This is a genomic window from Nonomuraea sp. IBHARD001 (assembly GCF_056106265.1).
The window spans coordinates 6,831,188-6,854,331 of the sequence record NZ_JBWBBW010000002.1; the positions used below are offsets into that span (position 1 = coordinate 6,831,188).

At 71.5% G+C, this 23,144-nt stretch carries 16 protein-coding genes and 1 tRNA gene; 4 read left to right on the plus strand and 13 right to left on the minus strand.

The annotated features are described in order from the left end of the window. Positions 1–223 precede the first annotated feature (223 nt). Together ACTWNK_RS32770 and ACTWNK_RS32775 are read right to left on the minus strand one after the other, a co-directional pair. Entirely contained in the window at positions 224–2,404 is a 2,181-nt protein-coding gene (locus tag ACTWNK_RS32770) for a terpene synthase family protein (protein WP_474308782.1), read from the minus strand. 140 nt (positions 2,405–2,544) lie between these two features. Next, a tRNA-OTHER gene (locus ACTWNK_RS32775) sits at positions 2,545–2,618 on the minus strand. A gap of 165 nt (positions 2,619–2,783) precedes the next feature. Between ACTWNK_RS32775 and ACTWNK_RS32780 the strand changes: the two genes are divergently transcribed. Further along, the gene (locus ACTWNK_RS32780; protein WP_474308783.1) at positions 2,784–2,996 is read left to right on the plus strand and encodes a hypothetical protein; all 213 of its coding nucleotides are present in this window, start codon (positions 2,784–2,786) and stop codon (positions 2,994–2,996) included. Here the strand turns inward: ACTWNK_RS32780 and ACTWNK_RS32785 are convergent. Beyond that, positions 2,935–3,864, minus strand: a complete 930-nt coding sequence (locus tag ACTWNK_RS32785; protein WP_474308784.1) for a hypothetical protein — start codon at positions 3,862–3,864, stop codon at positions 2,935–2,937. The two genes, ACTWNK_RS32780 and ACTWNK_RS32785, sit on opposite strands and share 62 nt — an antisense overlap. A 101-nt stretch (positions 3,865–3,965) precedes the next feature. Continuing rightward, positions 3,966–4,352 (minus strand): peptidase inhibitor family I36 protein, encoded by a 387-nt coding sequence (locus ACTWNK_RS32790; RefSeq protein WP_474308785.1) that lies wholly within the window; start codon positions 4,350–4,352, stop codon positions 3,966–3,968. 246 nt (positions 4,353–4,598) lie between these two features. Here ACTWNK_RS32790 and ACTWNK_RS32795 point away from each other — a divergent pair, with 246 nt between their 5' ends. Together ACTWNK_RS32795 and ACTWNK_RS32800 are read left to right on the plus strand one after the other, a co-directional pair. After that, a complete protein-coding gene (locus ACTWNK_RS32795; protein ID WP_474311046.1) occupies positions 4,599–6,500 on the plus strand; it encodes a hypothetical protein in 1,902 nt (633 codons plus the stop codon). Between the two features lie 146 nt (positions 6,501–6,646). Beyond that, a complete protein-coding gene (locus ACTWNK_RS32800; RefSeq protein WP_474308786.1) occupies positions 6,647–7,852 on the plus strand; it encodes an ATP-binding protein in 1,206 nt (401 codons plus the stop codon). Here ACTWNK_RS32800 and ACTWNK_RS32805 read toward each other — a convergent pair. The 3 genes from ACTWNK_RS32805 to ACTWNK_RS32815 are packed head-to-tail and all read right to left on the minus strand — an operon-like array spanning position 7,849 to position 11,227. Further along, positions 7,849–8,595 carry a thioesterase II family protein gene (locus ACTWNK_RS32805; RefSeq protein WP_474308787.1) on the minus strand — a complete coding sequence of 249 codons (747 nt, stop codon included), beginning with the start codon at positions 8,593–8,595 and terminating at the stop codon, positions 7,849–7,851. The two genes, ACTWNK_RS32800 and ACTWNK_RS32805, sit on opposite strands and share 4 nt — an antisense overlap. Next, entirely contained in the window at positions 8,592–9,344 is a 753-nt protein-coding gene (locus ACTWNK_RS32810) for an ABC transporter ATP-binding protein (RefSeq protein ID WP_474308788.1), read from the minus strand. The genes ACTWNK_RS32805 and ACTWNK_RS32810 overlap by 4 nt, the downstream gene beginning before the upstream one ends. Continuing rightward, positions 9,341–11,227, minus strand: coding sequence for an ABC transporter permease (locus ACTWNK_RS32815; protein ID WP_474308789.1), 1,887 nt, complete (start codon positions 11,225–11,227; stop codon positions 9,341–9,343). Before ACTWNK_RS32815 ends, ACTWNK_RS32810 begins: the two co-directional genes overlap by 4 nt. A 383-nt stretch (positions 11,228–11,610) precedes the next feature. Here ACTWNK_RS32815 and ACTWNK_RS32820 point away from each other — a divergent pair, with 383 nt between their 5' ends. Beyond that, positions 11,611–11,781 (plus strand): hypothetical protein, encoded by a 171-nt coding sequence (locus tag ACTWNK_RS32820; RefSeq protein ID WP_474308790.1) that lies wholly within the window; start codon positions 11,611–11,613, stop codon positions 11,779–11,781. Positions 11,782–11,821: 40 nt separating this feature from the next. Here the strand turns inward: ACTWNK_RS32820 and ACTWNK_RS32825 are convergent, their stop codons facing one another. The 6 genes from ACTWNK_RS32825 to ACTWNK_RS32850 all read right to left on the minus strand — a co-directional run bounded on the left by ACTWNK_RS32825 (position 11,822) and on the right by ACTWNK_RS32850 (position 23,136). Continuing rightward, entirely contained in the window at positions 11,822–12,547 is a 726-nt protein-coding gene (locus tag ACTWNK_RS32825) for a DUF4097 family beta strand repeat-containing protein (RefSeq protein WP_474308791.1), read from the minus strand. After that, positions 12,544–13,185 carry a response regulator transcription factor gene (locus ACTWNK_RS32830; protein ID WP_474308792.1) on the minus strand — a complete coding sequence of 214 codons (642 nt, stop codon included), beginning with the start codon at positions 13,183–13,185 and terminating at the stop codon, positions 12,544–12,546. Before ACTWNK_RS32830 ends, ACTWNK_RS32825 begins: the two co-directional genes overlap by 4 nt. Beyond that, positions 13,173–14,429, minus strand: coding sequence for a sensor histidine kinase (locus ACTWNK_RS32835; RefSeq protein WP_474308793.1), 1,257 nt, complete (start codon positions 14,427–14,429; stop codon positions 13,173–13,175). Before ACTWNK_RS32835 ends, ACTWNK_RS32830 begins: the two co-directional genes overlap by 13 nt. An 85-nt stretch (positions 14,430–14,514) precedes the next feature. Then, a complete protein-coding gene (locus ACTWNK_RS32840) occupies positions 14,515–16,623 on the minus strand; it encodes an MMPL family transporter (protein WP_474308794.1) in 2,109 nt (702 codons plus the stop codon). 145 nt (positions 16,624–16,768) lie between these two features. Next, positions 16,769–18,043, minus strand: a complete 1,275-nt coding sequence (locus ACTWNK_RS32845) for an MFS transporter (RefSeq protein WP_474308795.1) — start codon at positions 18,041–18,043, stop codon at positions 16,769–16,771. Then, positions 18,040–23,136 carry a non-ribosomal peptide synthetase gene (locus ACTWNK_RS32850; RefSeq protein ID WP_474308796.1) on the minus strand — a complete coding sequence of 1,699 codons (5,097 nt, stop codon included), beginning with the start codon at positions 23,134–23,136 and terminating at the stop codon, positions 18,040–18,042. Before ACTWNK_RS32850 ends, ACTWNK_RS32845 begins: the two co-directional genes overlap by 4 nt. Between the last annotated feature and the right edge of the window lie 8 nt (positions 23,137–23,144).

Genomic DNA, 23,144 nt, shown 5'->3' on the forward strand with positions numbered 1-23,144 from the left:
CGCCCGAGGACGGCCTCGCCTCGCCCCAGCCTGATCCAGCCCGTTGTATCCCCCAGATCGAAACTCCGCACGGAAACAACCCCCGGGAGCGGCAACAACTCCTGGAGCTCCCGCCCCCAAAGTCCCGCTTCAGGGCTTCAGGGCTTCAGGGCCTCCGGGCTCCCGAGCACCCGATCCAAGGTCCCGCTCCCGAACTCCCACCAAGGGGAGCCCGGGAAAGCGTTCACCCCGCTGCCAGCCGTACCGCCGAGGTCCCTAGGCCAGTGGGCAAGAAGGAGAATGCGGGGGTGCGTTGGCGGAGGAGTTCGGGTTCGGTGTAGCGGTCTACCTTTTGGTGCCAGGCGAGGATGCCGGACATCCAGTTTTTCAGGTCGGCCGCGTGCTGCAGGAGTTGTTCGTCGATCTCGGGGGCCAGGTCGAGTTCGGCCAGCATCGCGGGGAGGTCGTGGTCGGCGATCTGTTCGAACTGGAGCATGCGCTGGGTCATGAGGTCGGCCACGACGTCACGGGCGGCGATGGTGTCGAGGCCGAGGAAGTTCTCCACGACGAGGACCATGTTGTGCAGCTCGCCCTCGAACTGGATCTCCTTCTGGTAGGAGAACAGGTCGTTGGTGAAACACGCGTAGTCCTGGGCCGCGGTGTCGAGTTCGCGCATGACGCGGGTCTGGTAGAGCTCGGCAGGCACCACGTCGGCCTTCGACATCTTGGCCAGCGCCATCGTCAGGTCGGAGCCGAACGTGCTGCGCCGCATCTCGATGTAGTCGACCGGATCGGGCACCCGGTTCTCCAGCTGGTTGCCCAGCTCCCACACCCAGCTCTCCAGCATGACCTCAACGGCCCGCCGGAAGGCCACCCGGTCGTGCTCGGCCATCGGCGTGGCCGTGCGCCGCCACAGGTCGAGCAGGCCGAGCTCCAGCTGGTTGGCCGGCTGCGGCGTGACCCCGAGGTCGATCGGCATGAACTCCGTCAGCCGCTCGTTGCACAGCCTGGCCGCAGTGAGGTTACGCGCCGCGCCGAACACGGCCGGGTAGTAGTCGTCGGCGTAGGTCCCCCACGCCAGCCAGTCGGCCGCCCGCATCAGCTCCTCGGCGTCGGCGTCGGGGTGGATGCGGGAGGCGCAGTACGGCAGGTCGGCGGCGTGGTAGCTCTCCTCGGTCCACAGGCCGCCGCCGCTGAGGCCGGGCACCGCGTCGAACAGCCCCACACGCCTGGCCCAGCCGAGCGCCCACTCCTGGGCGGCGGGCTCGTGCGGATTGACGTTCACCGGGTACGGCATGCGGAACTCGGGCAACGGCAGATGCCCGACCGGCTTGAACGGCGTGTGCGCGAGACGACGGGCCCGCTGCAGCAGCCCGAGACGCGTGCTGCCGGTGCCGAGACCGGTGGGCCCGCCGAGCGAGGTGGCGCCTTCGTTCATGTACCGGCTGGACCTGATGTGCCATTCGTGCCCGCCGGACTGCCAGTCCTGCAACCCCTTGACGTAGGCGGCGATGGCCAGCTGCTCGTGCGGCGCCAGGCCGCGTTCCAGCACGAGCGCGGGCACCTCGCCCAGCGCCGTGTCCTCGAACTGCTGCATCCTGGAGGTGAGCTGCTCGTTGACGATCTCGGCGGCCTCCTGGGTCGAGCAGTCGAAGAAGCGCTCGAAGACGAGGACGGCGTTGGAGTTCTCGCCCTCCTCCTGCACCTCACGCTGGTAGGAGAACAGGTCGTTGCGCAGGTGCACCGCGTCGGAGAAGGTGTCGCAGAGCACCCGCAGCGGCCTGCTCTCGGCCAGCCCTTCGGGGATCTCGGCCCCGACGGCGTGCTCGACCAGATTGGCCGACCAGGGGGCTCCGCCGACCCGGCGGCGCATCTGGATGTACTCGATCGGATTGGCGATGCGGCCCTTGTCGATGTTGTCGAGCTCCCACATGGACTCGACCATCAGGTTGTGCGTGCTCAGGATGAAGCGCCGCCGCCAGTCGGCCGACATGGAGGGGACCGTGCGCTCCCACAGGTCCTTGAGCCCGGCCTCGGCGGGATTGGCCGGTTCGGGCGACTCCTGGCCGTCCAGGGTCATGAACTGCTCAAGACGGTCGAGATAGGCCCTGGCGCCCGCGAAGTCACGGGAGTACTTGAACTCCTCCAGAAAGTGGTCGTCGAAGAAGAAGACCCAGACGTACCAGTCGGTGATCAGGTCGAGGGTGACGCCGTCGCAGTCGGGATGGGTGTAGGCGCACATCAGCGCGTAGTCCATCCTGGCCAGCCGCTCGGCGTCCCAGACCAGGCCGCCGCCCGGCGTGCGGGCGTCGAGCATGCCCATCGCCTCGGCCCAGGCGGCGCTGTGCGTTCTGGCGCGCTCCATATGGGGGTTGAGCCGGGCCGGATAGGTCATGTAGAAGGCGGGCAGTGTGAATGCCTGCATGGGGGCGCCTACTCTCCTGTGCCGACGGCGATCACGTTGCACTTTCAGTGACGACTTTCGCACTGACGGTATCGCGCCGCAATCCCCCGAGACCCTCCGATCGACATCCTTCGACATCCTTCGCCAACCTTGTCCGCCAGCGCTCCCGGCCGGATTCGAACCGGCGCCCGACGCCCCGGGGGGCGTGTGTCCTCGGCCTCTGGACGACGGGAGCAGCCCGAGACCCTACCGCCGCTGGAGCCGCCGCGCGCGCCTTCCGGGGAGTCAATCCCGTACGGGGGCCCGAAACCGCGGCGAAACCCGGCATGATGGCTCCCGTCACCCCCCAGTGGCTGATCGTGATCCCCCGAGCCGCCCGCCGACCGCTGAGGAGCACACGTTGACCGACATCCTCGATCTCGCCGCCACCGCCAAGGAGCTGGCCGACAACGAGCCGACCGGTTCGCTCGGCCAGACCGCCGCCGCCTCCGTGGCCATCACCTGCGCCACCACCCGCGACACCGACGAGGCGCGCACCGCGCTGAGCGGCATCAGCCCCGAGGAGGTACGGCAGGCCGCCCTGGAGCTGTTCGACCGGCTCGCCACCGCCTGACCCCCTCCTGCAGCCCCCCTCCAGCAACCGCAAGGTCGATTCGGCACAGCGCCGCCGTACCCGCTCCGAGCAGCGCGGCGGCGCTGGCGACGAGGACGGCGCCCGAGGCGGTGGTGAGGTCGGCGGGCGCCAGGCCACGCGCCGCCTGGAGCACGGCGACCAGGACCAGCCCGCCGTACCCTGTCGCGGCGAGGGCGACGAGACGGGTTCGCGCGCGCTCGCTCCAGGTGGTGAGGGTGAGCAGGGCGGCCAGGACCGGCAGCACCTGAAGGGCGTGCAGGGTGACGGCGTGCGGCACCTTGAGCTGCCCGGCGGCGCCGAAGATCGACAGATCGGCCGCCTCCGGCGGCAGGCCGATGACCCTGCCGTTGGCGATCAGCGCCGCGCCCGCGAGCTGGCTGAGCAGCAGAACGCCCAGCCCGGCCCTGACCGCGAGCGTCATGCTCGGCGTGCCTTCGAAGCGCCGGTAGGCCAGTACGGTCAGCGCCACGATGGCGGGGATCAGCCCGGCGACGGCGAAGACGGCGAGCACGGCCGAGATCAGCGAGTCGGCGAGCGTGGCGAAGTTCAGATGGGAGGGCACGCCACGCCAGCGCTGCAGGCCGATCAGCCCGGTCTCGACCGTGCTGGAGACGGCCAGCCCGCCGATGATCAGGCGCTCCTGCCCGGCGCTCAGCCGTACCCGCCCGGCGATCCAGGTCAGGCAGAGCAGCGTCACCCCGAAGGAGAACCCGAACAGGATCGGCTTGCGCCACGACACCGGCCCGTCCCAGCCGCCGCCGTCGATGGCGTGGACGAGCAGATGGAACACGCTGGAGGCGAGCAGCAGCGCCGCGACGCCGTACCCGAAGCGCTGGGGACGTGACATACCGGAAAGCCTGGCCCGCGCGGGCCCGCCGGGCATCGGCCACAGGGAGGCGTCGAGGCTACACCTGTGGCCGTAGGCGGGCCCGCCTGTCGGGTGCGGACTCAGGGGAAGATCGGGAAGCCGGAGCAGCTCGCGGTGGCCAGCTTGCGGACCGACGAGATCTTGTCGCCGAACTTCAGTGCCGAGATGTGCAGGTCCGGCACGTACTGCCCCGGCGTGATGCAGAACCTGCGGTCGGCATAGCCGTGGTCGTCGTAGAGCACCCAGGCGGTCGTGCTGTCGTTGCGCACAGAGCTGGCCTTGTCGCCGCCGATGCTCGCGATGTTCGGGTTGGAGGCGTCGAAGAGCCAGACCGTGCCGCCCAGGTTCTGGTTCTGGCCGAGACGCAGCAGTCCGCTCGACGCCTGGGCCGGAGCCGCCGTCAGGACGGCCGAGCCCACCGCCAGCGCGGCTACGAAGGTCGCCAGGGCGCGGCGCGTGTTCCCCATGATGAGTTCTCCTCAGGCTGGTACGTGTTCGTGTCACTGGTACGGCGTGACATGCCGTTCCATCCGGGGACACACGCGTGGAACGGCGGTCCGGGGCTTCCGACGCCGCCATATTTCTCTACTTATCCGGCATGTCGCGTGCATCGTGCGGGCGATGCCGCCGACACTGGTGGATTCAGATGGACATGCCGGGGGGCCTTGACGCGTGAAACAGCCGGGAACGGCTGCGGGGAGGACGCATTGAGCGTGGTCCATGAGTCGCAGGAGCGCCGGACGCCCTGCGACGATCCAGCACGCCTGTTACCCGCCGGGGAGCAGGCCCTGCACAGCGAGGGCAATCTGCAGGCGGCCAGGCAGTGGTTCGACCGCGCCTGGCATGCCGCCGAACCACACGACGACGGCGAGGCCATGGCCCGGGCGGCGCTCGGCCTCGCCGGACTGTGGGTGCACGAGCACCGCACCAGCGCGGGCGCCGCCACCCTGCACACCCGGCTCGGCGCGGCCCTGGACAGGGTCGACGGGCACACCCCGCTCGGCCTGCGGCTGCGGGCCAGGCTCGCCGCCGAGCACGACTACCGTGCGGGCGAGCACGCGGCGATACTCGGCGTGCTCGCCGAGGCCAGGCGGATGGGCGACCCCGTGGCCCTGGCCGAGGCGCTCAGCCTGGCCCACCACTGCCTGCTCGCCCCCGAGCACGCCTCGGCCAGACTCGGCCTGGCCGAGGAGCTGATCGCCCAGGCCGCGCGCACGCCCGACCGCTGCGACCTGCTCATGGGCCTGCTCTGGCGTACGGTCGACCTGTTCACCTCGGGCGCGCCGCATGCCGAACGCTCGCTGTCCGAACTGCGCGCCGGACTCGCCCGCCGCGAGCACCTGGCCGCCGGGTTCGTGGTCAGTGCGATCGAGGTCATGCTGGCCATCAGGGCGGGCCGCCTGGCGGAGGCCGAATCCCTGGCCGACTCCTGCGCCGCCCGAGGCGCCGAGGCCGGAGACGCCGACACCACCGGCTGGTACGGCGGGCAGCTCGTCGCCATCCGCTGGTACCAGGGCCGGGTCGCCGAGCTGGCGCCCCTGCTGTCCGACCTGGTGCACTCCCCCGTGCTCAGCGTCGTCGACAACGCCTACTTCGCCGCCCTGGCCGTCTCCGCCGCGGCCGCGGGCGACCGGCGATCGGCCGTCGGCATGCTCGCCAGGCTGCGCGGACGCGACCTGGCCGACCTGCCGCGCTCCAGCAGCTGGCTGTCCACCCTGTACGGCGCGGTCGAGGCCGCCCATCTCATCGGCGACGCCGCGACCGCCGGACGCGCCTACGAGCTGCTGTTGCCGTACTCCGGGCTGCCGATCGTGGTCAGCCTCGGTTCGGCGTGCTTCGGCTCGGTGCAGCACACGCTGGGGGTGGCGTCGCTGGCCTGCGGGGAGGTCTCGCGTGCGGCCGGGCACTTCCGGCAGGCCGTCGACCGCAATCACGAGCTCGGCCATTGGCCCGCCGCCGTGCTGTCGCAGTGGCGGCTCGGTCAGGCGCTCACGCTTCTGCACGGCCCGCACGACCCTGCGGCCCGGCAGGAGCTCACCTTCGCGGCGAAGGAGGCGGCCGAGCTCGGGATGACACTTCCCGGCTCGGCCTCCGCCGCCGCCGAGGCGCTGAGCTGCAGGCGGGCCGGAAGGCGGTGGGAGCTGGCACTCGGCGGGCGCACGGCCGTGGTCGACCACTCCGTCGGCATGCGTCACCTGGCCACCCTGCTGGCCAATCCCGGCTGCGAGATCCGCGCCGCCGACCTGGTCACCGGCCCGGCCGCCGCCGTGCCCGAGTCCGGCCAGCCGCTGCTGGACGAGCAGGCCAAACGCACCTACAAGCAGCGCCTGGCCCAGCTGCAGGCCGAGATCGACGCCTTCGAGTCGCGGGGCGAGCCCGACCGGGCGGAAGCCGTACGCGCCGAACGCGACTGGCTCCTGGCCGAACTCGCCGCCGCGGCGGGCCTGTCCGGCCGTACCCGCGCCTTCACCGGCAACGACGAACGCGCCCGCGTCTCCGTCGGCAAGGCCATCCGCCGAGCCGTCCAACGCGTGAGCACCATCGACCCCCTCATCGCCGAGGAACTCCACGCCACCATCCAAACCGGCTCCTACTGCTGCTACCGCCCACGCTGATCAGCGACCGATTCACCACGAACCCAGCGACCAATTCACCACGACCATGCCGTCCAACTCACCGCGTCTGGCAAGCTGAACCCATGGTCACCACGCCTTTGGGCCGCCTGATCCGACGGCACGCGGAGTCCGCCATCGCAGACGCGTTGGCGGATACGCGTGTCGTGCTGGTCAACGGCGCCCGTGAGGCGGGCAAGAGCACACTTGTCCGGCAGTTCGCCAAGCCAGCCGCCACCGAGTGGCGCGATCTGGACGACGCGCTGACCCGCGAGGCCGCCCTGAGCGACCCCGGCGGTTTCGTCGACTTCTCCGACCGGCTGGTCATCGACGAGATCCAGCGAGCGCCCGGCCTGCTGCTCGCCATCAAGTCACAGGTCGACGCCGATCCCCGGCCCGGCCGCTACCTGCTGACCGGCTCCTCCCGCCTGCTGGCCCTGCGCGACCTGCCCGACACCCTGCCAGGGCGGATGGAGACCATCGAGCTGTGGCCGTTCGCGCAGGGGGAGATCGACGGACGGCCCGACGGCTTCATCGACGCGATCTTCGCGATGGGGCCGGAGCTGCGCCACACCTCGCAGGCCTCGCGGGCCGACTACACCGGTCGTCTGGTGCGCGGCGGGTTTCCCGAGGCGGTCGCGCGTCCGAACGCCAGGCGCAGGCAGCGCTTCTTCGACTCCTACGTCGGCGATCTGATCAACCGCGATGTCATGCAGTTGTCCGAGATCGAGCGCACCACGGAGCTGCGAGCCCTGATCAGGCTGCTGGCGGCACGTTCCGGGCAGCTTCTCGTCCCTCACGCGCTGAGCCGCGACCTCGGCCTTCCCGCGACGACCACCTCGCGCTTCCTCGCCCTCCTGGAGGAGGTATTCCTGGTCAAGCGCATTCCTGCCTGGTCGAAGAACATCAGCAGCCGGGCCGTCCACACTCCCAAGGTCGCCTTCACCGACTCGGGCGTGGCCGCGAACCTCCTCGCCGCCGACGAGCACGGGCTCCTGCGTCCGGGCTCGCCGTTCGAGCCGTTGCTGGAGGGATTCGTCCTCATGGAGCTGGCCAGGCAGGCCACCTGGTCGCAGACGCTCGCCGAGCTGTACCACTACCGGACCAAGGACAAGGTCGAGGTCGACGCGGTCCTGGAGACCCGGCAGGGGCGCGTGGTCGGCATCGAGGTCAAGGCCGCCTCGACCGTGCGGCCCGACGACTTCAGGGGGCTCAGGCACCTGGCTGACAGGGTGGGCGCCGACTTCGTCGCCGGTGTCGTGCTGCACACCGGCCGGCAGACGTTCTCCTTCGGCGAGCGGATGATCGCCGCTCCGGTGAGCGCCCTGTGGGAGTGCTCGGCCGACGACTGCTAGTCGAGGCGCCCCAGCGTTCGGCGGACCAGTTGCGCCACCGGGAGGGTTTCGTCCATCAGGTAGAAGTGGCCGCCCGGGAAGGGGTGCAGGGCGAAGGGGCCCTGGGTGTGGTCGCGCCACAGGTGGGCGGCAGGGAGGGTGGTGCCGGGGTCGGTGGTGCCGACGAGGGAGGTGGTGGGGCAGGTCAGGAGGGTGGCGGTGGGGGTGTAGGTCTCGATGGCCTTGTAGTCGTTGCGGATGGTGCCGAGGACCAGGCGCATCAGGTCGGGGTCGGACAGGAGGGCGTCGTCGGTGCCGTTCAGGCGGCGTACCTCGGCGATGATCGCGTTGTCGTCGCGCAGGTGCACGCCTTCGGAGCGCTCGGCCGACGGGCCACGTGCGGCCGAGACGAACAGGTGCGGCACCTCGAACCCGTCGGCCTCCAGGCGCAGCGCCACCTCGAAGGCGACGGTGGCGCCCATGCTGTGGCCCAGCAGCGCCGGGGGCGGCCCGTCGAGCTTGCGCACGCGGCGGAAGATCTCGTCGGCCAGGACGTGGATGTCGTCGACGCACGGCTCGGCGACCCGGTCCTGCCGCCCGGGGTACTGGATCGCCAGCACCTCCACCTCCGGCGACAGCTCCTGCGACAACGCCAGGAAGAACCCGGCCGACCCCCCGGCATGCGGAAGGCAGACAAGCCGGGGTGCGCCGGGCGAGGCGTTATGGAAGCGGCGTACCCACAGGTCGCCGTAGTAGGGGCTCATCGGCGTTCCAGACGGGTCATGTGCGCGGCGATGTGATCGGCGCTCGGCCGGTGCAGCGTGTCGACCACCCGGCCGTCGGTCAGGAACACGACCGTGTCGGCGTAGGAGGCGGCGACCGGGTCGTGCGTCACCATGATCACGGTACGGCCGTGCCTGTCGACCATGGTGCGCAGCAGTTCCAGCACCTCCTTGGCGCTGCGCGTGTCCAGCGCCCCGGTCGGCTCGTCGGCGAACAGCACGGCCGGGCCGGTGATGAGCGCGCGGGCGAGCGCCACGCGCTGCTGCTGCCCGCCGGACAGCTCGGAGGGCCGGTGCGACCTGCGCTCGGCCAGGCCGACCGCGGCCAGCGCGCTGCCGACCTCGTCGCTGGAGGGCTTGCGGCCGGACAGCAGCAGCGGCAGCATGACGTTCTGCTCGGCGGTGAGCGCGGCGACCAGGTTGAACGCCTGGAAGACGAAGCTCATCCGCTCCCGGCGCAGCACGGTCAGGCGGTGCTCGTCCAGCCCGGCCAGGTCGACGCCGGTGAGCAGGACCTGCCCGCCGTCGGGCCGGTCCAGGCCCGCCGCGCACTGCAGCAGGGTGGACTTGCCCGATCCGGACGGCCCCATCACGGCGGTGAAGCTGCCGGTGGCGAAGGTCAGGCTCAGGTTCGCCAGCGCGGTCACCGCCGCGCCACCGGTCCCGTACGTCTTGTGCACCGAGCGCAGCTCGACGGCGAAGTCCATGGCGGTCACCTTCTCTGTGGTCACTCGGACACCAGGGCGGGAGTACGCAGAGCCGCCATCGCGGTCAGCGTCGTGGCGAGGATGGCGAGCAGCGCGCTGGTGGCGGCCAGCGCGAGAACGGGCGCCCAGGGCACGGCGAGCGAGGCCCCGGGAACCACCTGGTTCAGTGCGGCGAGCAGCCCGGCGAAGTTGATCGCGGACGCCCCCACGGCCAGGATCAGCGCGACGGCCACGACCACGATCGACTCCACCAGCAGCGCGGCGACCGCCTGCCGTGAGGTGGCTCCGATCAGCCGCAGCAGGGCCAGGTCACGCCGCCTGCCGGTGGCCGCCATCACCATGGTGTTGACGATGGCGATGCAGCTGTAGACGACGGCGATGCCGAGGGTGACCATCATGCCGATCACGCTGGTGCCCTGGTCGCCGTTGGCCACCGTGGCCACCCACTGGCTCTTGGTCAGCAGGGTGGCGCCCAGTTCGGCGCTTCTGGCGCGCAGTGCGGCCGCCGCGGCGCCGGTGGCGTCGACATAGGCCACCTCCGCCGGGTTGGCCCCGCCGTAGGAGGAGTCGAGGTAGAAGTCGGCGCCGCTGGTGCTGTTGCCCACCACGGCGGCCACCGTGAGCGACACCTGCTTGCCGCCCGCCGGGGTGACCTGGACGCGCTGGCCGACGCCGAGCTCCCACAGGTCGGAGACCACGATGGTGCCGGGCCCGAGGTCGCGCAGCGAGCCCGAGGTCAGCGGCAGCGAGGTCATCGCGGCCAGGCGCGCGGGGTCGGTGGCGTAGCCCCAGAACTCGTAGGAGCTGCCGGGCTCGATGGTCGTGCTCACCGTCATCGGCGCCAGCGGGGCCAGCTCGACCCCGGGTATGGCACGGGCCTCGTCGAGCGCCTTCGCACTGATCATGGCGTCACCGGCGGGCACCAGCACGTGCCCGGCGCGCAACCGGCTGCCCGCCTCCTTCACCTGCGCCTGGCCGATCGTCTCCAGGGCGCCGAGCAGGCTGATCGACATACCGGCCGTGATGAGGATCGGCAGTGTGGTCGCCGCCGTACGGCGAGCCATGCTCAGGGTGTTCTCGCGGACCAGCGTGCCGATCGCACTGCCGCCACGCGCCCAGGGCAGGGTCAGCACCCTGAGGATGGGCGGAACGAGCGCAGGAGCGAGCAGGGCCACCGCCCCGACCAGGCAGAGGAGCACCCACAGATAGACCACCGGCACCGTGGCGATCTCCGGCATGACGGCCGCGACAACCCCCATGCCCATGATCGAGATCACCAGGAGGACGACGCCCCACAGGGTCTGCGCCGAGCGGCCCCGGTGGGTGGGTGGCGGATCGCCCGCCGCCTCACGCAGCGACTGCGTCGGCTGGATGGTCGCCGCGCGCCGCGAGGCGGCCGAGACGCTCAGCGCCGTCACCGCCAGCCCGGCCAGACAGGCGAGCACGAGCGGCAGCGGCGAGACGGACACGGTGAACCACGACGGCGCCATGCCGCCCGAGACCAGCACACCGGCCAGCACTGGGGCGCCCGCCAGGCTGATCAGGACGCCGATCGTGCAGCCGACGCCGGCCAGCAGCAGCGCCTCGACCAGGATCATCCGCCGCACCTGGCGCGGGGTGGCCCCGACCAGGCGCAGCAGCGCCAGCTCCCGCGTGCGCTGGATGACGGTCAGGGCGAAGGTGGAGGCCACGATGAAGACGGTGGCGAACCCGGTCACCCCGGCGGACACGCTGAGCAGCACCACGGTCCCGGTCAGCGCGGCGCGTTCGTGCGGGAAGCCGGTGAGCGCCGAGTTCATCACCAGGGCGATGGTGGCGATGACGCCGACGCCGAGCGCGAGCGCGACGAGCGCCGCGACGAAGGCCACCCAGCGCGCCTTGAGCGTGCTCAATGCGATGCTCAGCACTGGCGCACCTCACGGCCTCCCGCGAACGGGGAGACGGCGGCGCGTGGCCGTACGAGGTCGGGGTTGGTCTCAGCCCGTTCCCGCACGGCAGGAAGAGGAGTCTTCATACCGTTTCTCCGGATGGCTCGTGCTCGGCGGCGCACCCGGTATACGGGTGATATGCAGATTAATCCTGCCTGCCGATGGGCGGAATTTCAACGCTTCCGTCGAATATAGCGGAACTATAGCAGGGCACGGAATAGTCGCGCGGACCGCAATTGTCGTTCGCAAAGAAATGTACGGCAGAGGGCACTGGTTTCACCTTCGAGGGTGTAACCAGGTACCGCCGAAAAGGTGGTGCAGACAGTACCGACAGGCGTCGCGGAACCTGACACCATGGACGGATGAGGGAGACGCGCAACGGCGACAGGGCCCCTGCAGACGACCGCGACTGGTGCCCGGTGCTGCTGATTCGCAGGCCGGTCGGCGGGTGTGCCGAGTGTCCGAGCAGAGCGGCGCCGGAGCCCGCCTCGAAGGCGGCACGCGACCCCACGGCCGGCCGCGCCCTCGCCTGAGGCGTGGGCGAAGACCGGCGGAGGCGCTTTCTCCTGCTATTCACGACCCCAAATACGCTACCCGAATTCCGCCCGCCGCGTTGCGTACGAAAATAGTATTCACGGCGTCGGCGGTGGCGCGCACGCCGATATTCTGCTCGCCCGCGCCGCCGCGAATGTCGAGGGCGTAGGCGTCGCCTTCGGGCACCTCCAGATCGATGTCGCCGGCTTCGGAATTCGCCCGCAGCGAGCCCGGCGCCTGGACGAAACGCAGCGCGATGTCGCCCAGTTGCGTGGCCGCCCCGACGTCGGCCGTGCGCAGCCCGGTGCCGGTGATCGTGCCGGTCGCACTGGCCAGGCGGAGCTCGCCGGTCAGGTCGCTCAGCGTGATGTCGCCTTCGGAGGTGCGCACGTCGACCGTGACCCCGGCGGGCACGGTGAGCGTGTAGCCGACCCAGCAGGCCGCGATCAGCAGGTCCTCGTCGCACCTGGCCTCCACGTGGAAGGTCTCGCCCTTCCAGCGCTCCCGCAGCACCGGCTTGGGTCCCGACCACGTCACCTGCCGTTCGAGGCCGACCTGGCCGGGCTCGCCCGCGACCAGGCGCACCTCGCCGATGCCGAGATCGAGTTCGATCAGGCTGACCGGCTGCCGGTAGGTCTGGCGCTGCGTCTCGCTCTGCCTGGCCAGCCAGGAGTAGAGCGACATCCCGCTCAGCACCACGATGAGGAAGGCCACGCCCGCCCCGAGTGTGATCCAACCGGCGCGGGCCCGCCTGGACGCGGTCATGCCTTCAAGTACTTCAGCACGGCGAGCACCCTTCGGTGGTCGGTGTCGGCCGCGGGCAGGTCGAGCTTGGTGAAGATGCCGTTGATGTGCTTGGCGACCGCGCTCTCGCTGATCGCCAGGCCCGTCGCGATGCCGGCGTTGGAGCGGCCTTCGGCCATCAGCGACAACACCTCGCGCTCGCGTTGCGACAGCCGGGTGAGGCTGTCGGGCCTGCGCCTGATGAGCAGTTGCGAGACCACCTCGGGGTCGAGCGCGGTGCCTCCGGCGGCGACGCGGCGCACGGCTTCGAGGAACTGGCTGAAGTTGCCCACCCGGTCCTTGAGCAGGTAGCCCAGACCGCTCGACTCCCCCGCGAGCAGCTCGATGGCGTAGCGCTCCTCGACGTACTGCGACAGGACCAGCACGGCGACCTCCGGCCACCGCTTGCGCACGACCACCGCGGCCCGCATGCCCTCGTCGGTCTGCGTGGGCGGCATCCGCACGTCGATGAGCGCGAGGTCCGGCCGGTGCAGTTCGACGGCGGCCAGCAGGCCGTCCGGGTCCGATGCCGTCGAGACGACCTGGATGCCGGCCAGTTCGAACAGGCGGACCAGGCCCTCGCGCAGCAGCGCGGAGTCCTCGGCGATCACGACGCGCACGGCAGCTCCACTGTGATCACGGTCGGCCCGCCTATCGGGCTGTCGATGGCCAGTTCGCCGCCCGCCGACGCCACGCGTTCGCGCAGGCCGCGCAGCCCCGTGCCGCGTTCCGGGCTGGCGCCGCCCCTGCCGTCGTCGACGACGCGGATGCGCAGCCGGTCGTCGAGCCGGTTGACGTCGATGTGCACCTCGTCGGCCTCCGCGTGCTTGGTGACATTGGTCAGCGCCTCCGAGACGACGAAGTAGGCCGCGGCCTCGATCGTCGCGGCGGGCCTCGGCTCGACGTCGACGGTGAGCGACACCGAGACCGGCAGCCTGGCGGCGATGCCGGACAGCGCCGCGTCCAGGCCGCGTTCGTCGAGCACCGCCGGGTGCAACCCCCGGACGAATCCCCGCAGCTCGGTCAGCGTCTGCATGGCTTCGTCGTGGGCGTCGGCGAGGAGCTTGTGCTCGGCGGGCGGGAGATGGGCGAGCAGTTCCCTGGCGATGCCCAGATTCATCGCCAGCGAGGTCAGCCGCTGCTGGGTGCCGTCGTGCAGGTCGCGCTCGATCCGCCTGCGTTCGGCGTCGGCCGCGTCGATGAGGCGTACCTGGCTCTCGGCCAGGACCTCGACCCGCTGGGCCAGGTGATCGGTGCGCGAGGGGGTCAGCAGGCTGCGCGCGACGGCGGCGTCCCAGGCGGCGACCGCCCTGACCAGCCACGGCGTGCCGAACAGGCACACCAGGCCGACCGAGGTGAGCGCGAGCAGGGTGAGCGGCTCGTGCAGCCGCCAGCCGAAGTCGTTGCGCGCGGGAAGCGCCCAGGCGTAGGCGGCGATCGGCGTGCCCAGCAGGCCGATCGTCCACAGCAGCATCGAGACGGCCGTGCCCAGCATCAGCGCCATGCCGTTGACCAGGCCGTAGACCAGGCGGGTGCGGGTGACGGGCCTGCGCGCCTCGGCCCGGACGCGCGAGCGCAGGGTGGGGCCGCCGGGCGGCGGCTGCAGGACGGCCGGGATCGGCTCGCCCCGCAGGGCGGCGAACCTGGACCTGTTCATCCGCGTGCACACCCGGCCGCACCACAGCAGCAAGGACAGCGGCAGCCACCGGAACCCGACGACGGCGAACATCAGCACCGCCGCGCCGACCACGCCGAGCACGGTGAACGTCGCCATCCCGAGGATGCCGCCCGTGACGATCTGGAACGTGGCCATCCAGGTGTCGACTCGCCAGGGCGCACGCAGCACCCTGCCCCCGACGGTCACGAGAACCTCCCAGTTGCCCCGCATCGGTGTGGCCGTCTCCGTCTGGTAGGCAACCATGCGCCCGGCCCCGAGACAACCCCAGAGATCAGACCCTGGCCAAAGGCTCGTCGGCGTGCGTGTGCTCGCGCAGCCCGACGCGTCGGTGCGCACGGCGCATCAGGCTCGGCGCCCACCAGTTCCAGCGGCCCAGCAGGGTCATGGTGGCGGGCAGCAGCAGACAGCGCACCAGCGTGGCGTCGATGATCACCGCGACCAGCAGGCCGAGGCCGAGCTGCTCCATGTCACCGATCTTCGAGGCCCCGAAGCAGGCGAAGACGATCGCCATGACCACCGCGGCCAGGGTGATCAACCGCCCGCTGTGCTGCAGGCCGTGCCGTACGGAGGTGTTCGTGTCGTGCCCGCCGTCGGCGTACTCCTTGATCCGGCCGAGCAGGAACACGTGATAGTCCATCGCGAACGCGAATCCGAAGGCGAACACGGTGACCAGCAGATACACGCTCAGCCCGTCGACGACCAGCGTGTCCAGCACACCGGAAAGCCGGCCGTCCTGGAACAGCAGCACCAGCATGCCGAACGTGGCCGAGAGCGAGACGATGTTCAGCACCACCGCGACCAGCGGCGCCACCAGCGACCCCGTCATGAGGAACAGCAGCACCAGCATCGCGAGCACGGCCACGGCGATGGCGAGCGGCAGGTCGCGCGCGGTCCGGTCGAGCAGGTCGTACATCCCGGCGCTCTCGCCCGTCACCCACGACCGGACACCGGGCGGCCGGTTCGCGCGCAGCCGGTCGAGGACCTGCCTGGCGACCGGGCCCTGGGCGTCGCCGCTGACGAGCACGGCGATGGAGGAGAGCCCGGGACCCTCGGCGCGCGCGGGCTCGATCCTGGCCACGCCGGGCGCGCCGCGCAGGGAGGCGCTCCACGCCTGCAGCTCGGCGGGGCCGGTACGGGCGACCACCCGCAGCGGCGGGTTGCCGGTGAAGCCGTAGTCGCGCGACACCTCGCGTTCGACCTGCAGCGACTGCAGTCCGGGTGGCACACTGTCGGCCCCGGCCATCCTGATGTCGAGGTGCAGCAGCGGACTGGCCGCGACCGCGAGCACGACCAGCACACCGGCCAGCACGAGCACGGGCCTGCGCTGCGTGACGCGCGCGATCCCGGCGAACACCCCACGGCCGGGCCCGGCGCCCGAGACCGGACGCCTGGCGGGCTTGACGCGCCTGCCGAACAGCCCGAGCAGCGCCGGGACGAGCGTCACGGCCGCGAGCATGCCGAGCAGGGCCGACGCGATGCCCGCCGCGCCCATCGTCTGCAGCCTCGGCTGCTGGATCACCAGCAGGCTGGACAGCGCCGCCGCGACCGTCAACGCACTGAACAGCACCGTACGGCCGGCCGTCGCCCAGGCCCTGCCGAGCGCCTCCTGCCTGTCGTGCCCGGCGGCGAGCTCCTCGCGGTACCTGGCGACCAGCAGCAGGCCGTAGTCGATGGAGAGCCCGAGCCCCAGCAGGTCGACCACGCTGAGCACGGTGTTGTCGATCTGCAGCACCCGGGTGGCCAGCAGCATCAGGCCGAACGACGAGGCGATGGTCGCGATCGCCGTGATCACGGGAATGCCCGCCGACAGCAGGCCGCCGAACACGAAGACAAGGACGAGCAGGGTGATGGGCAGCGAGTACATCGTGGCGTTGGCCATGTCCTGCTGCGCCAGCCTGTTGGTGTCGTCGGAGACCAGGTCGATCCCGCCGAACCTGACGCTCACCCCCTGAGCGCCTTCGGCCAGGTCGCCGAGCCGCTCCTGCGAGCGCAGCAGCGGCCCGCTCTGGTCGTCGGCCTTGGCCAGCTGGACCTGTACGGCGACGCCCGCGCCACCGTCGCCCGTCGCGCCGTCGCCCTTGCGCGGCTCCCCGACCGCGTGCACGCCTGGCATGGCCCGCACGTCGGCGAGCGCCTGGGTGAGGGCGGGCGCGGCGGGGTCGATCCCGGTGAGGACGGCGGTGAACTCACGGCCGTGGTCGCGCCCCTCCACCAGGGCCCGCTGGCCTTCGTCGGCCTCCAGCCCCCTGATGAAGTTGGTGGAGCTGACGGCGTGGAGCAGGGGGCCGACGGACGTGCCTCCCGCGATGACGATGACCACCCAGGCCGCGAGTACCCAGCCGCGGCGGCGGAAACAGAATGTGCCGATCCGACTTAGCATGATTTCACTGTGGCGGCCGGGAGGTGGCGGCGTCTGTAATGCCTGGTGCCGTATCCAGGTGGTACTAGGTACAGCCGCCCGCCGGACGTGACGAAGTCCCCGGCTCGGGGGCGCGCCGGGGACTTCAGCTCAAGGGGAGGTCGGCTCAGGCGCCGGGGCGCGGCAGCCGCCCTCCGTGCGGGGTGTGGACGACCTCGCGGACGGAGGAGTTGAACAGGGCCACCACGACGAGCGAGCCCATCAGCGCGGCCATGCCGAGCACCGAGTTCGTCACCCCCCACCAGCTCAGCGCGACGCCCGCGAGCAGACTGCCGAGGAAGTTGGCGCCCGACCCCAGGGTCATCATCACGCTCATCACCCGGCCGAACAGCTGGTCGGGCGTCACCTGCATGGCATAGACCGACCCGGCCACATTGAACACGCCCGACACGTAGCCGTTGCAGGCGAACAGCAGGCCGAGCAGCACGGGATGGGTGATCACGGCGAGCGGCGCGATGCACAGCGCCCACACCAGGAGGCCGCCGCAGATGATCGCCCGCATCGTGACCCGCTGCCGCCACCAGGTGGCGGTCATCGCACCGGCCATGCCGCCGATCCCGCCCGCGGTGACCACGAAGCCGACGATCGCGGGCGAGTGCCCGGAGTCCTTGACGACGGCGAGCAGGGTCAGCGTCATGCCCACGAAGATCATGTTGCTGACCGAGATCAGCAGCATCGCCGTGCGCAGGAACGGCCGTCGCCACAGCCAGCCGATCCCCTCGCCGATCTCCGCGTACAGCCTGCCCCTCGGGCCCGGCGCGCGCTCGGCGTCCTGGAAGCGCTTGCGGATGAACAGCAGCTGGATCAGCGAGAGCAGGTGCATCACCGCGGTCAGCAGGAACGGCGTCCAGCGCAGCAGGCTGAACAGCATGGTGCCCAGCGGGCTGGCCAGCATGCTCACGCCCTGCATCCGGGCCTCGTTGCGGCTCAGCGCGACCGGCACCTGGCTCTCGTGCACCAGATGGCGTACGGCCGAGCGCTCGGCCAGTTCGTAGAAGATGCTCAGACTGCCCTGGACGAAGGCCGCGATGATCAGATGCGGCAGCCACACCGCGTCGGCCATGACGGCGATCAGCACGCTGACGGCGACCACCAGGCAGCCGAGGTCGGCGAAGATCATCAGACGGCGGCGGTCGTAACGGTCGACGACGGCGCCCGCCGGAACCTGGACGAGCAGGTGAGGCAGCGACACGGCCGCCGCGATCAGTCCGGCGGCGACGATGGAGTCGGTCTGCCAGAGCACCAGCAGCGGGTAGATGACCATGGTGAGCATGGCCCCGAGCGAGGTGAACCCCGCTCCCGTCCACAGCAGCAGGAAGTCCCTGTTGCGGCCGAGCGGCAGGATGTTCTCCACCGGCTCCGGTTTCTGTGTGGTGCTCATCGGTTCCCCTCTCCCAGGTGTGCCTCCAGCAGGGCGGCGATCTCGGCCAGCGGGCCGGGGTCGGTCATCTCGTGATGGGCGCAGGCGATCTCGTGCTCCTTGACGCTCCCCGCGACGTACGGGCGCCACAGCTCGCCGGGCGAGGCCACCGGTTTGCCGACCGCCGCCGTGACGAACAGCAGGTCGCCGTCGAACACGGCGTCGGGCGGCAGCGAGCCCACGCCCTCCTCGTTGCGGTAGACCTGGTAGATCGCCCGGAGTGTGGCCTCGTCGAGGTCGGACACGGGCGGGCCGCCCCCGGTGGTCGCCGACAGCGGCGACTGCGCGGCGCTCAGCACCTCGCGCAGCAGGGCGAACGTCAGCGGACGCCCTTCGGGCAGGCCGACGTCGAACCCGGCCTCGCTCAGGATGTTGCCGATGAACTCGGCCTCGGTCGGCACCGCGTCCGACATCGCCTCCGGGTAGGCGTCGAGCATCGCCAGCAGGTCGACCCGGTGTCCGAGCCTGCGCAGGTGCACGGCGACCTCGTGTGCGATCCTGCCGCCCCACGACCAGCCCATGAGGCGGTACGGGCCCTGCGGGGCGACGGTGCGGATCTGCTCGGCGTAGTCGGCCGCCATCTCGGCGATCGTGCGCGCCCGCCTGCCCGGCTCGGTGATGCCCCTGGCCTGGATCCCGTACAACGGCTGGTCGGCGTCGAGCCGCCCGACCAGCCGGGCGTACGGCCAGGCCAGGCCGCCCGCCGGGTGCACGCAGAACAGCGGTGGCCTGCTCCCGCCCGTCTGCAGCGGCAGCAGCACGCCGAGCCCCGCGTCCTTGGCGTCGGCGCCCAGCCGCAGGGCGAGCGCCGCGGCCGTCGGGGCCTCGAAGACGACGCGCACCGGAAGCTCGTGGTCGAGCACGGAACGGATACGCGAGGCGAGCCTGATGGCCAGCAGCGAGTTGCCGCCCAGCTCGAAGAACCCGTCGTCGATCCCGGCCCGCTCGATGCCCAGCACCTCGGCGAACAGCCGGCACAGCACCTCTTCGGTGGCGTTGCGCGGCTCCCGGCTGGTGACCAGCCCGGACAGATCGGGCGCGGGCAGCCCGGCCCGGTCGAGCTTGCCGTTGGGGGTGAGCGGCAGGGCGTCCATCACGACGATCGCGGCGGGCACCATGTGGTCGGGCAGCCACTCCCCGGCGAACCTCCGCAGCGCCACGGCGAGCTCCCCGGTACGGCGTGCGCCCGCGGGGTCGTTGACCGTGTCCGGCCACTGCCTGTCCGCCCGGTCCAGGTACACGCCGTCCAGCACCGCGGGGGCGGCGGTGCCCGGCACGAACACGGCGTCGAAGGCGTCGGCGCGTACGGGCGACCAGGTCAGATAGGCCGAGCGGCCCCGCTCGGCGGCCCACGCGCGCAGCGACTCGGGGTCCTCGGCCTCGGCGGCGGCGCTCAGGTGCGCGCGTGCCGACTCGGGTGAGCCGCCCTGGGCCAGCGCTTTGGCCGCGGCGACCTCGCCGACCAGCCGCGCGTTGGGGATGGCGCGCACGCGTACCGTCTCGGCCAGGTGCGGGCTCAGGTCGTCGAGGTCGTGCACGTCGCGGCCCCAGACGAGTTCGGGCACGGCCCGCACCGAGCGCACGTCGAGCGGCGTCCTGTGCAGCACGACCTCGTAGCGGTGCCTGGTCAGCTCGTTGTGCGGGACGCCGCGCTTCAGCTGGATGTCGACGGCGCCGATCCGGTCGTCGCCTGCCGCGAGTGTGGTGAAGAACTCCGGGTCGATCACCAGTTCGCGCTCCAGCAGCGTCGCCCGTTCGACCGCCGCCGCCGCGGACCCGGCCTCGCCCGCGCCGTCCCTGCCCAGCTGGATCGCGGTGTGCAGGGCGCGCAGCGTCTCGCCTCTGCGCACGTCCCCGACGAACACACGGCCGCCGGGCGCCAGCAGGTCGATCGCCTGGGTGAGGACCTGCCTCAGGTAGGCGCCGTTCGGGAAGTACTGCACGACGGAGTTGACGACCACGGTGTCGAAGAAGCCCGCGGGCAGCCCCTCGATCACGTCGGCGGGCTGGGCGCGCAGTCTGACCTTGTCCGTCAGGCCCTGCGCCGCCACGTGCTCGCCGAGCAGGGCTATCGCCGACGGCGACAGGTCGGTGCCCCAGTAGGCCTCGACCCGGTCGACCAGCTTGGCCAGCAGGAGCCCGGTGCCCACGCCGATCTCCAGGACGCGCCTGGGCCGGTGCTCGGCGATCCGCGAGATCACACCGGCACGCCAGTCCTCCATCTCGGCCGACGGGATCGGCTCGCCCGTGTAGCTGGAGTCCCAGCCGCCGAAGTCGGCGCCGAACGCGACCGCCTCGACATCGGTGCGCTCGATGGACTCGTGCAGCTGCAGCCACTCCTCGACCTGACGGCCCGAAGCGCCGTCGTCGCCGGTCGAGGGCACGACATAGGCGACCAGCCGCTCGTCGCGCGGCACCACGACGGCACGGCCGACTCCCGGGTGCCTGAGCAGGACGCTCTCCACCTCGCCGGGTTCGACGCGGAAGCCCCGGATCTTCACCTGTTCGTCGGCGCGGCCGAGGTACTCCACCGTGCCGTCCGGCCGCCACCTGACGAGGTCGCCGGTGCGGTACATGCGCTCGCCGGGCTCGCCGTACGGGCAGGGCAGGAAGCGTTCGGCGGTGAGGGCCGGGCGGTTGAGGTAGCCCCTGGCGACGCCCGCTCCGGCGAGGTACAGCTCGCCGACCACGCCGATCGGGGCCGGGCGGCCGTTCGGGTCCAGGACGTAGGCCCGCACGTTCCACACCGGACGGCCGATGACCTGGCCGCGCTCGCCGTCCATGCGGTGGTAGAGCGCGTCCACCGTGCACTCGGTCGGGCCGTAGCAGTTGTAGACGGCCGTGTCCCGCGCCGACGCCAGGGCCTCGACCAGCGCTTCGCCCATCGCCTCGCCGCCCACGATCAGCGCCGACGGCCTGGCCTCGGTCAGCAGTCCGGCGGCCAGGAGCTCTTCGGCGAACGACGGCGTCACGTCGATCAGGTCGATCCGGTTCGTCCGGGCGTAGGCGACGAACGCGGCCGGGTCGTGGCGGCATTCGTCGTCCAGGACGTGCAGTTCGTGCCCGGCCAGCATCCAGAGCAGCCCGGCCACCGACGCGTCGAAGGAGATCGAGGCGGCCAGCGCCACCCGATACCTTCCGGCGCCCGCGAGGGGGCGGTACAGGCCGGCCAGGTGGTCGTGGAAGAGGTTCACCACATTCGCATGGGTGACCACGACGCCCTTCGGCGCTCCGGTCGACCCGGAGGTGTAGATCACGTACGCGGGGCTCGCCGGATCGGGCATGGGCAGCAGGCCGGCGCCGGGTCCGGCCTGCGCGTCCTGCACCAGCAGGGTCTCGACGCCGTCGGGCAGCTCCACTCCCGGCGTCGTCACCACCACGGCGGGCGCGGCGTCCTCGACGAGATAGGCGATGCGCGCGGCCGGGTAGTCGGGGTCGATCGGCACGTAGGCCGCGCCCGACCTGAGGATCGCCAGCACCGCCACGACCAGGTCGGCCGAGCGTGGCAGCGCCAGTCCGACCAGGCGCTCCGGCCCGGCTCCCCTCGCGACCAGCTCGCCCGCCAGCCGGGCGGACCTGGCGTCGAGGTCGGCATAGGTCAGTGTGGTCAGGCCGCACACCACGGCCACGGCGTCGGGCGTCTCGGCGACCCTGGCCGCGAACAGCTCGGGCAGGCTCTGCGGCCGTACCTCGTGTGCCGTGGCGTTGTTGGTCACCAGGACCCGCTCGCGCTCGGCGGGCGGCAGCACGTCCACGTCGGCCAGGGGCGTGCCGGGGTCGCGGGCGAACGACTCGGCCAGCCTGACCAGCCAGCCGAGTATGCGTTCGGCCGACTCCCGGTCGAACAGGTCGCGCTGGTAGTCCAGGCGCAGGCCCATGGTGGCGCCGGGGGCCACGGCGAGCGACAGCGGGTAGTGCGTGGCGTCGGTGCCGAGCACGCCGACCACACTGATCTGCGCTCCGGCGTCCTTGTCCTCGTCGCTGGCGGGCGGATAGTTCTCGAACACCATCAGCGTGTCGAACAGCGTGACGCCTCCGGCCAGCTTCTGGATCTCCACCAGGCCGAGATGGTGATGGGCCAGCAGCGACGCCTGTGTGCCCTGCAGCCGGGCGCAGACGTCGGCCAGGGAGTCGCCCGGCCCGATGCGCAGCCGTACCGGGACGGTGTTGATGAACAGGCCGACCATGTCCTCGACGCCCGCGAGCTCCGGCGGGCGGCCGGAGACGGTCGCGCCGAACAGCACGTCGTCGCGCCTGAGCAGCCGGGCGAGCGCCGCGCCCCAGATGCCCTGCAGCACCGTGTTCACCGTGAGCCCGGCCTTGCGCGCCTGCCGGGTGAGCGCGTCGGTCAGCCCGGCGTCCAGCTCCACCTCGGCCGTGTCGGGCAGCGAGGGGACGTGGTCGCCGAGCTCGGCCGCGACCAGCGTGGGCTCGGGCAGGTCGTCGAGCTCCTCGCGCCAGGCCCGCCGCGCCCGGTCGGCGTCCTGCCCGGCCAGCCAGGCGAGGTAGTCCTTGTACGGCGTCACCCTCGGCAGCCCGGCCGGGTCGCCGTGCTGCCGGTAGAGCGTGAGCAGGTCCCTGAACAGCGGCGGGGCCGACCAGCCGTCCATCAGGATGTGGTGATGGGTGAGCACCAGCAGCGTCCGGTCGTGCGCACGGCGTATCACCATCAGGCGCAGCATCGGCGGCGTGGCCAGGTCGAACCTGGTCGTCTGGTCGGCGTGCAGCACCCGCCGCAGCTCGGCCTCACGCTCGGGCTCGGGCAGCGCGGTCAGGTCGACCTCGCGCAGCGGCACCTCCACCTCGGCGGGGATGAGCTGCACCGGTGCGCCCTGGTTCTTCCCGGTACGGAAGCAGGCCTTGAGGTTGACATGGCGTTCCAGCAGGGCGTGTACGGCGACGCGCAGCGCTTCGACGTCCAGCTCGTCCCGGAACTCCAGAACCGTCTGCGGCATGTAGACGTCGACGGCATCACGGTCGTAGAGGGAGTGGAACAGCATGCCCTCCTGCAGCGGTGACAGGGGCAGGTAGTCGGCCAAACCTCGGCGCTTCATACGCGGAC

What these genes read in the sequence shown, in the direction of transcription:
- ACTWNK_RS32770 (WP_474308782.1), bottom strand. Translation starts at nt 2,404, where the DNA reads ATGCAGGCATTCACACTGCCCGCCTTCTACATGACCTATCCGGCCCGG.
- ACTWNK_RS32850 (WP_474308796.1), bottom strand. Translation starts at nt 23,136, where the DNA reads ATGAAGCGCCGAGGTTTGGCCGACTACCTGCCCCTGTCACCGCTGCAG.
- ACTWNK_RS32840 (WP_474308794.1), bottom strand. Translation starts at nt 16,623, where the DNA reads ATGCTAAGTCGGATCGGCACATTCTGTTTCCGCCGCCGCGGCTGGGTA.
- ACTWNK_RS32845 (WP_474308795.1), bottom strand. Translation starts at nt 18,043, where the DNA reads ATGAGCACCACACAGAAACCGGAGCCGGTGGAGAACATCCTGCCGCTC.
- ACTWNK_RS32805 (WP_474308787.1), bottom strand. Translation starts at nt 8,595, where the DNA reads ATGAGCCCCTACTACGGCGACCTGTGGGTACGCCGCTTCCATAACGCC.
- ACTWNK_RS32825 (WP_474308791.1), bottom strand. Translation starts at nt 12,547, where the DNA reads ATGACCGCGTCCAGGCGGGCCCGCGCCGGTTGGATCACACTCGGGGCG.
- ACTWNK_RS32820 (WP_474308790.1), top strand. Translation starts at nt 11,611, where the DNA reads ATGAGGGAGACGCGCAACGGCGACAGGGCCCCTGCAGACGACCGCGAC.
- ACTWNK_RS32785 (WP_474308784.1), bottom strand. Translation starts at nt 3,864, where the DNA reads ATGTCACGTCCCCAGCGCTTCGGGTACGGCGTCGCGGCGCTGCTGCTC.
- ACTWNK_RS32790 (WP_474308785.1), bottom strand. Translation starts at nt 4,352, where the DNA reads ATGGGGAACACGCGCCGCGCCCTGGCGACCTTCGTAGCCGCGCTGGCG.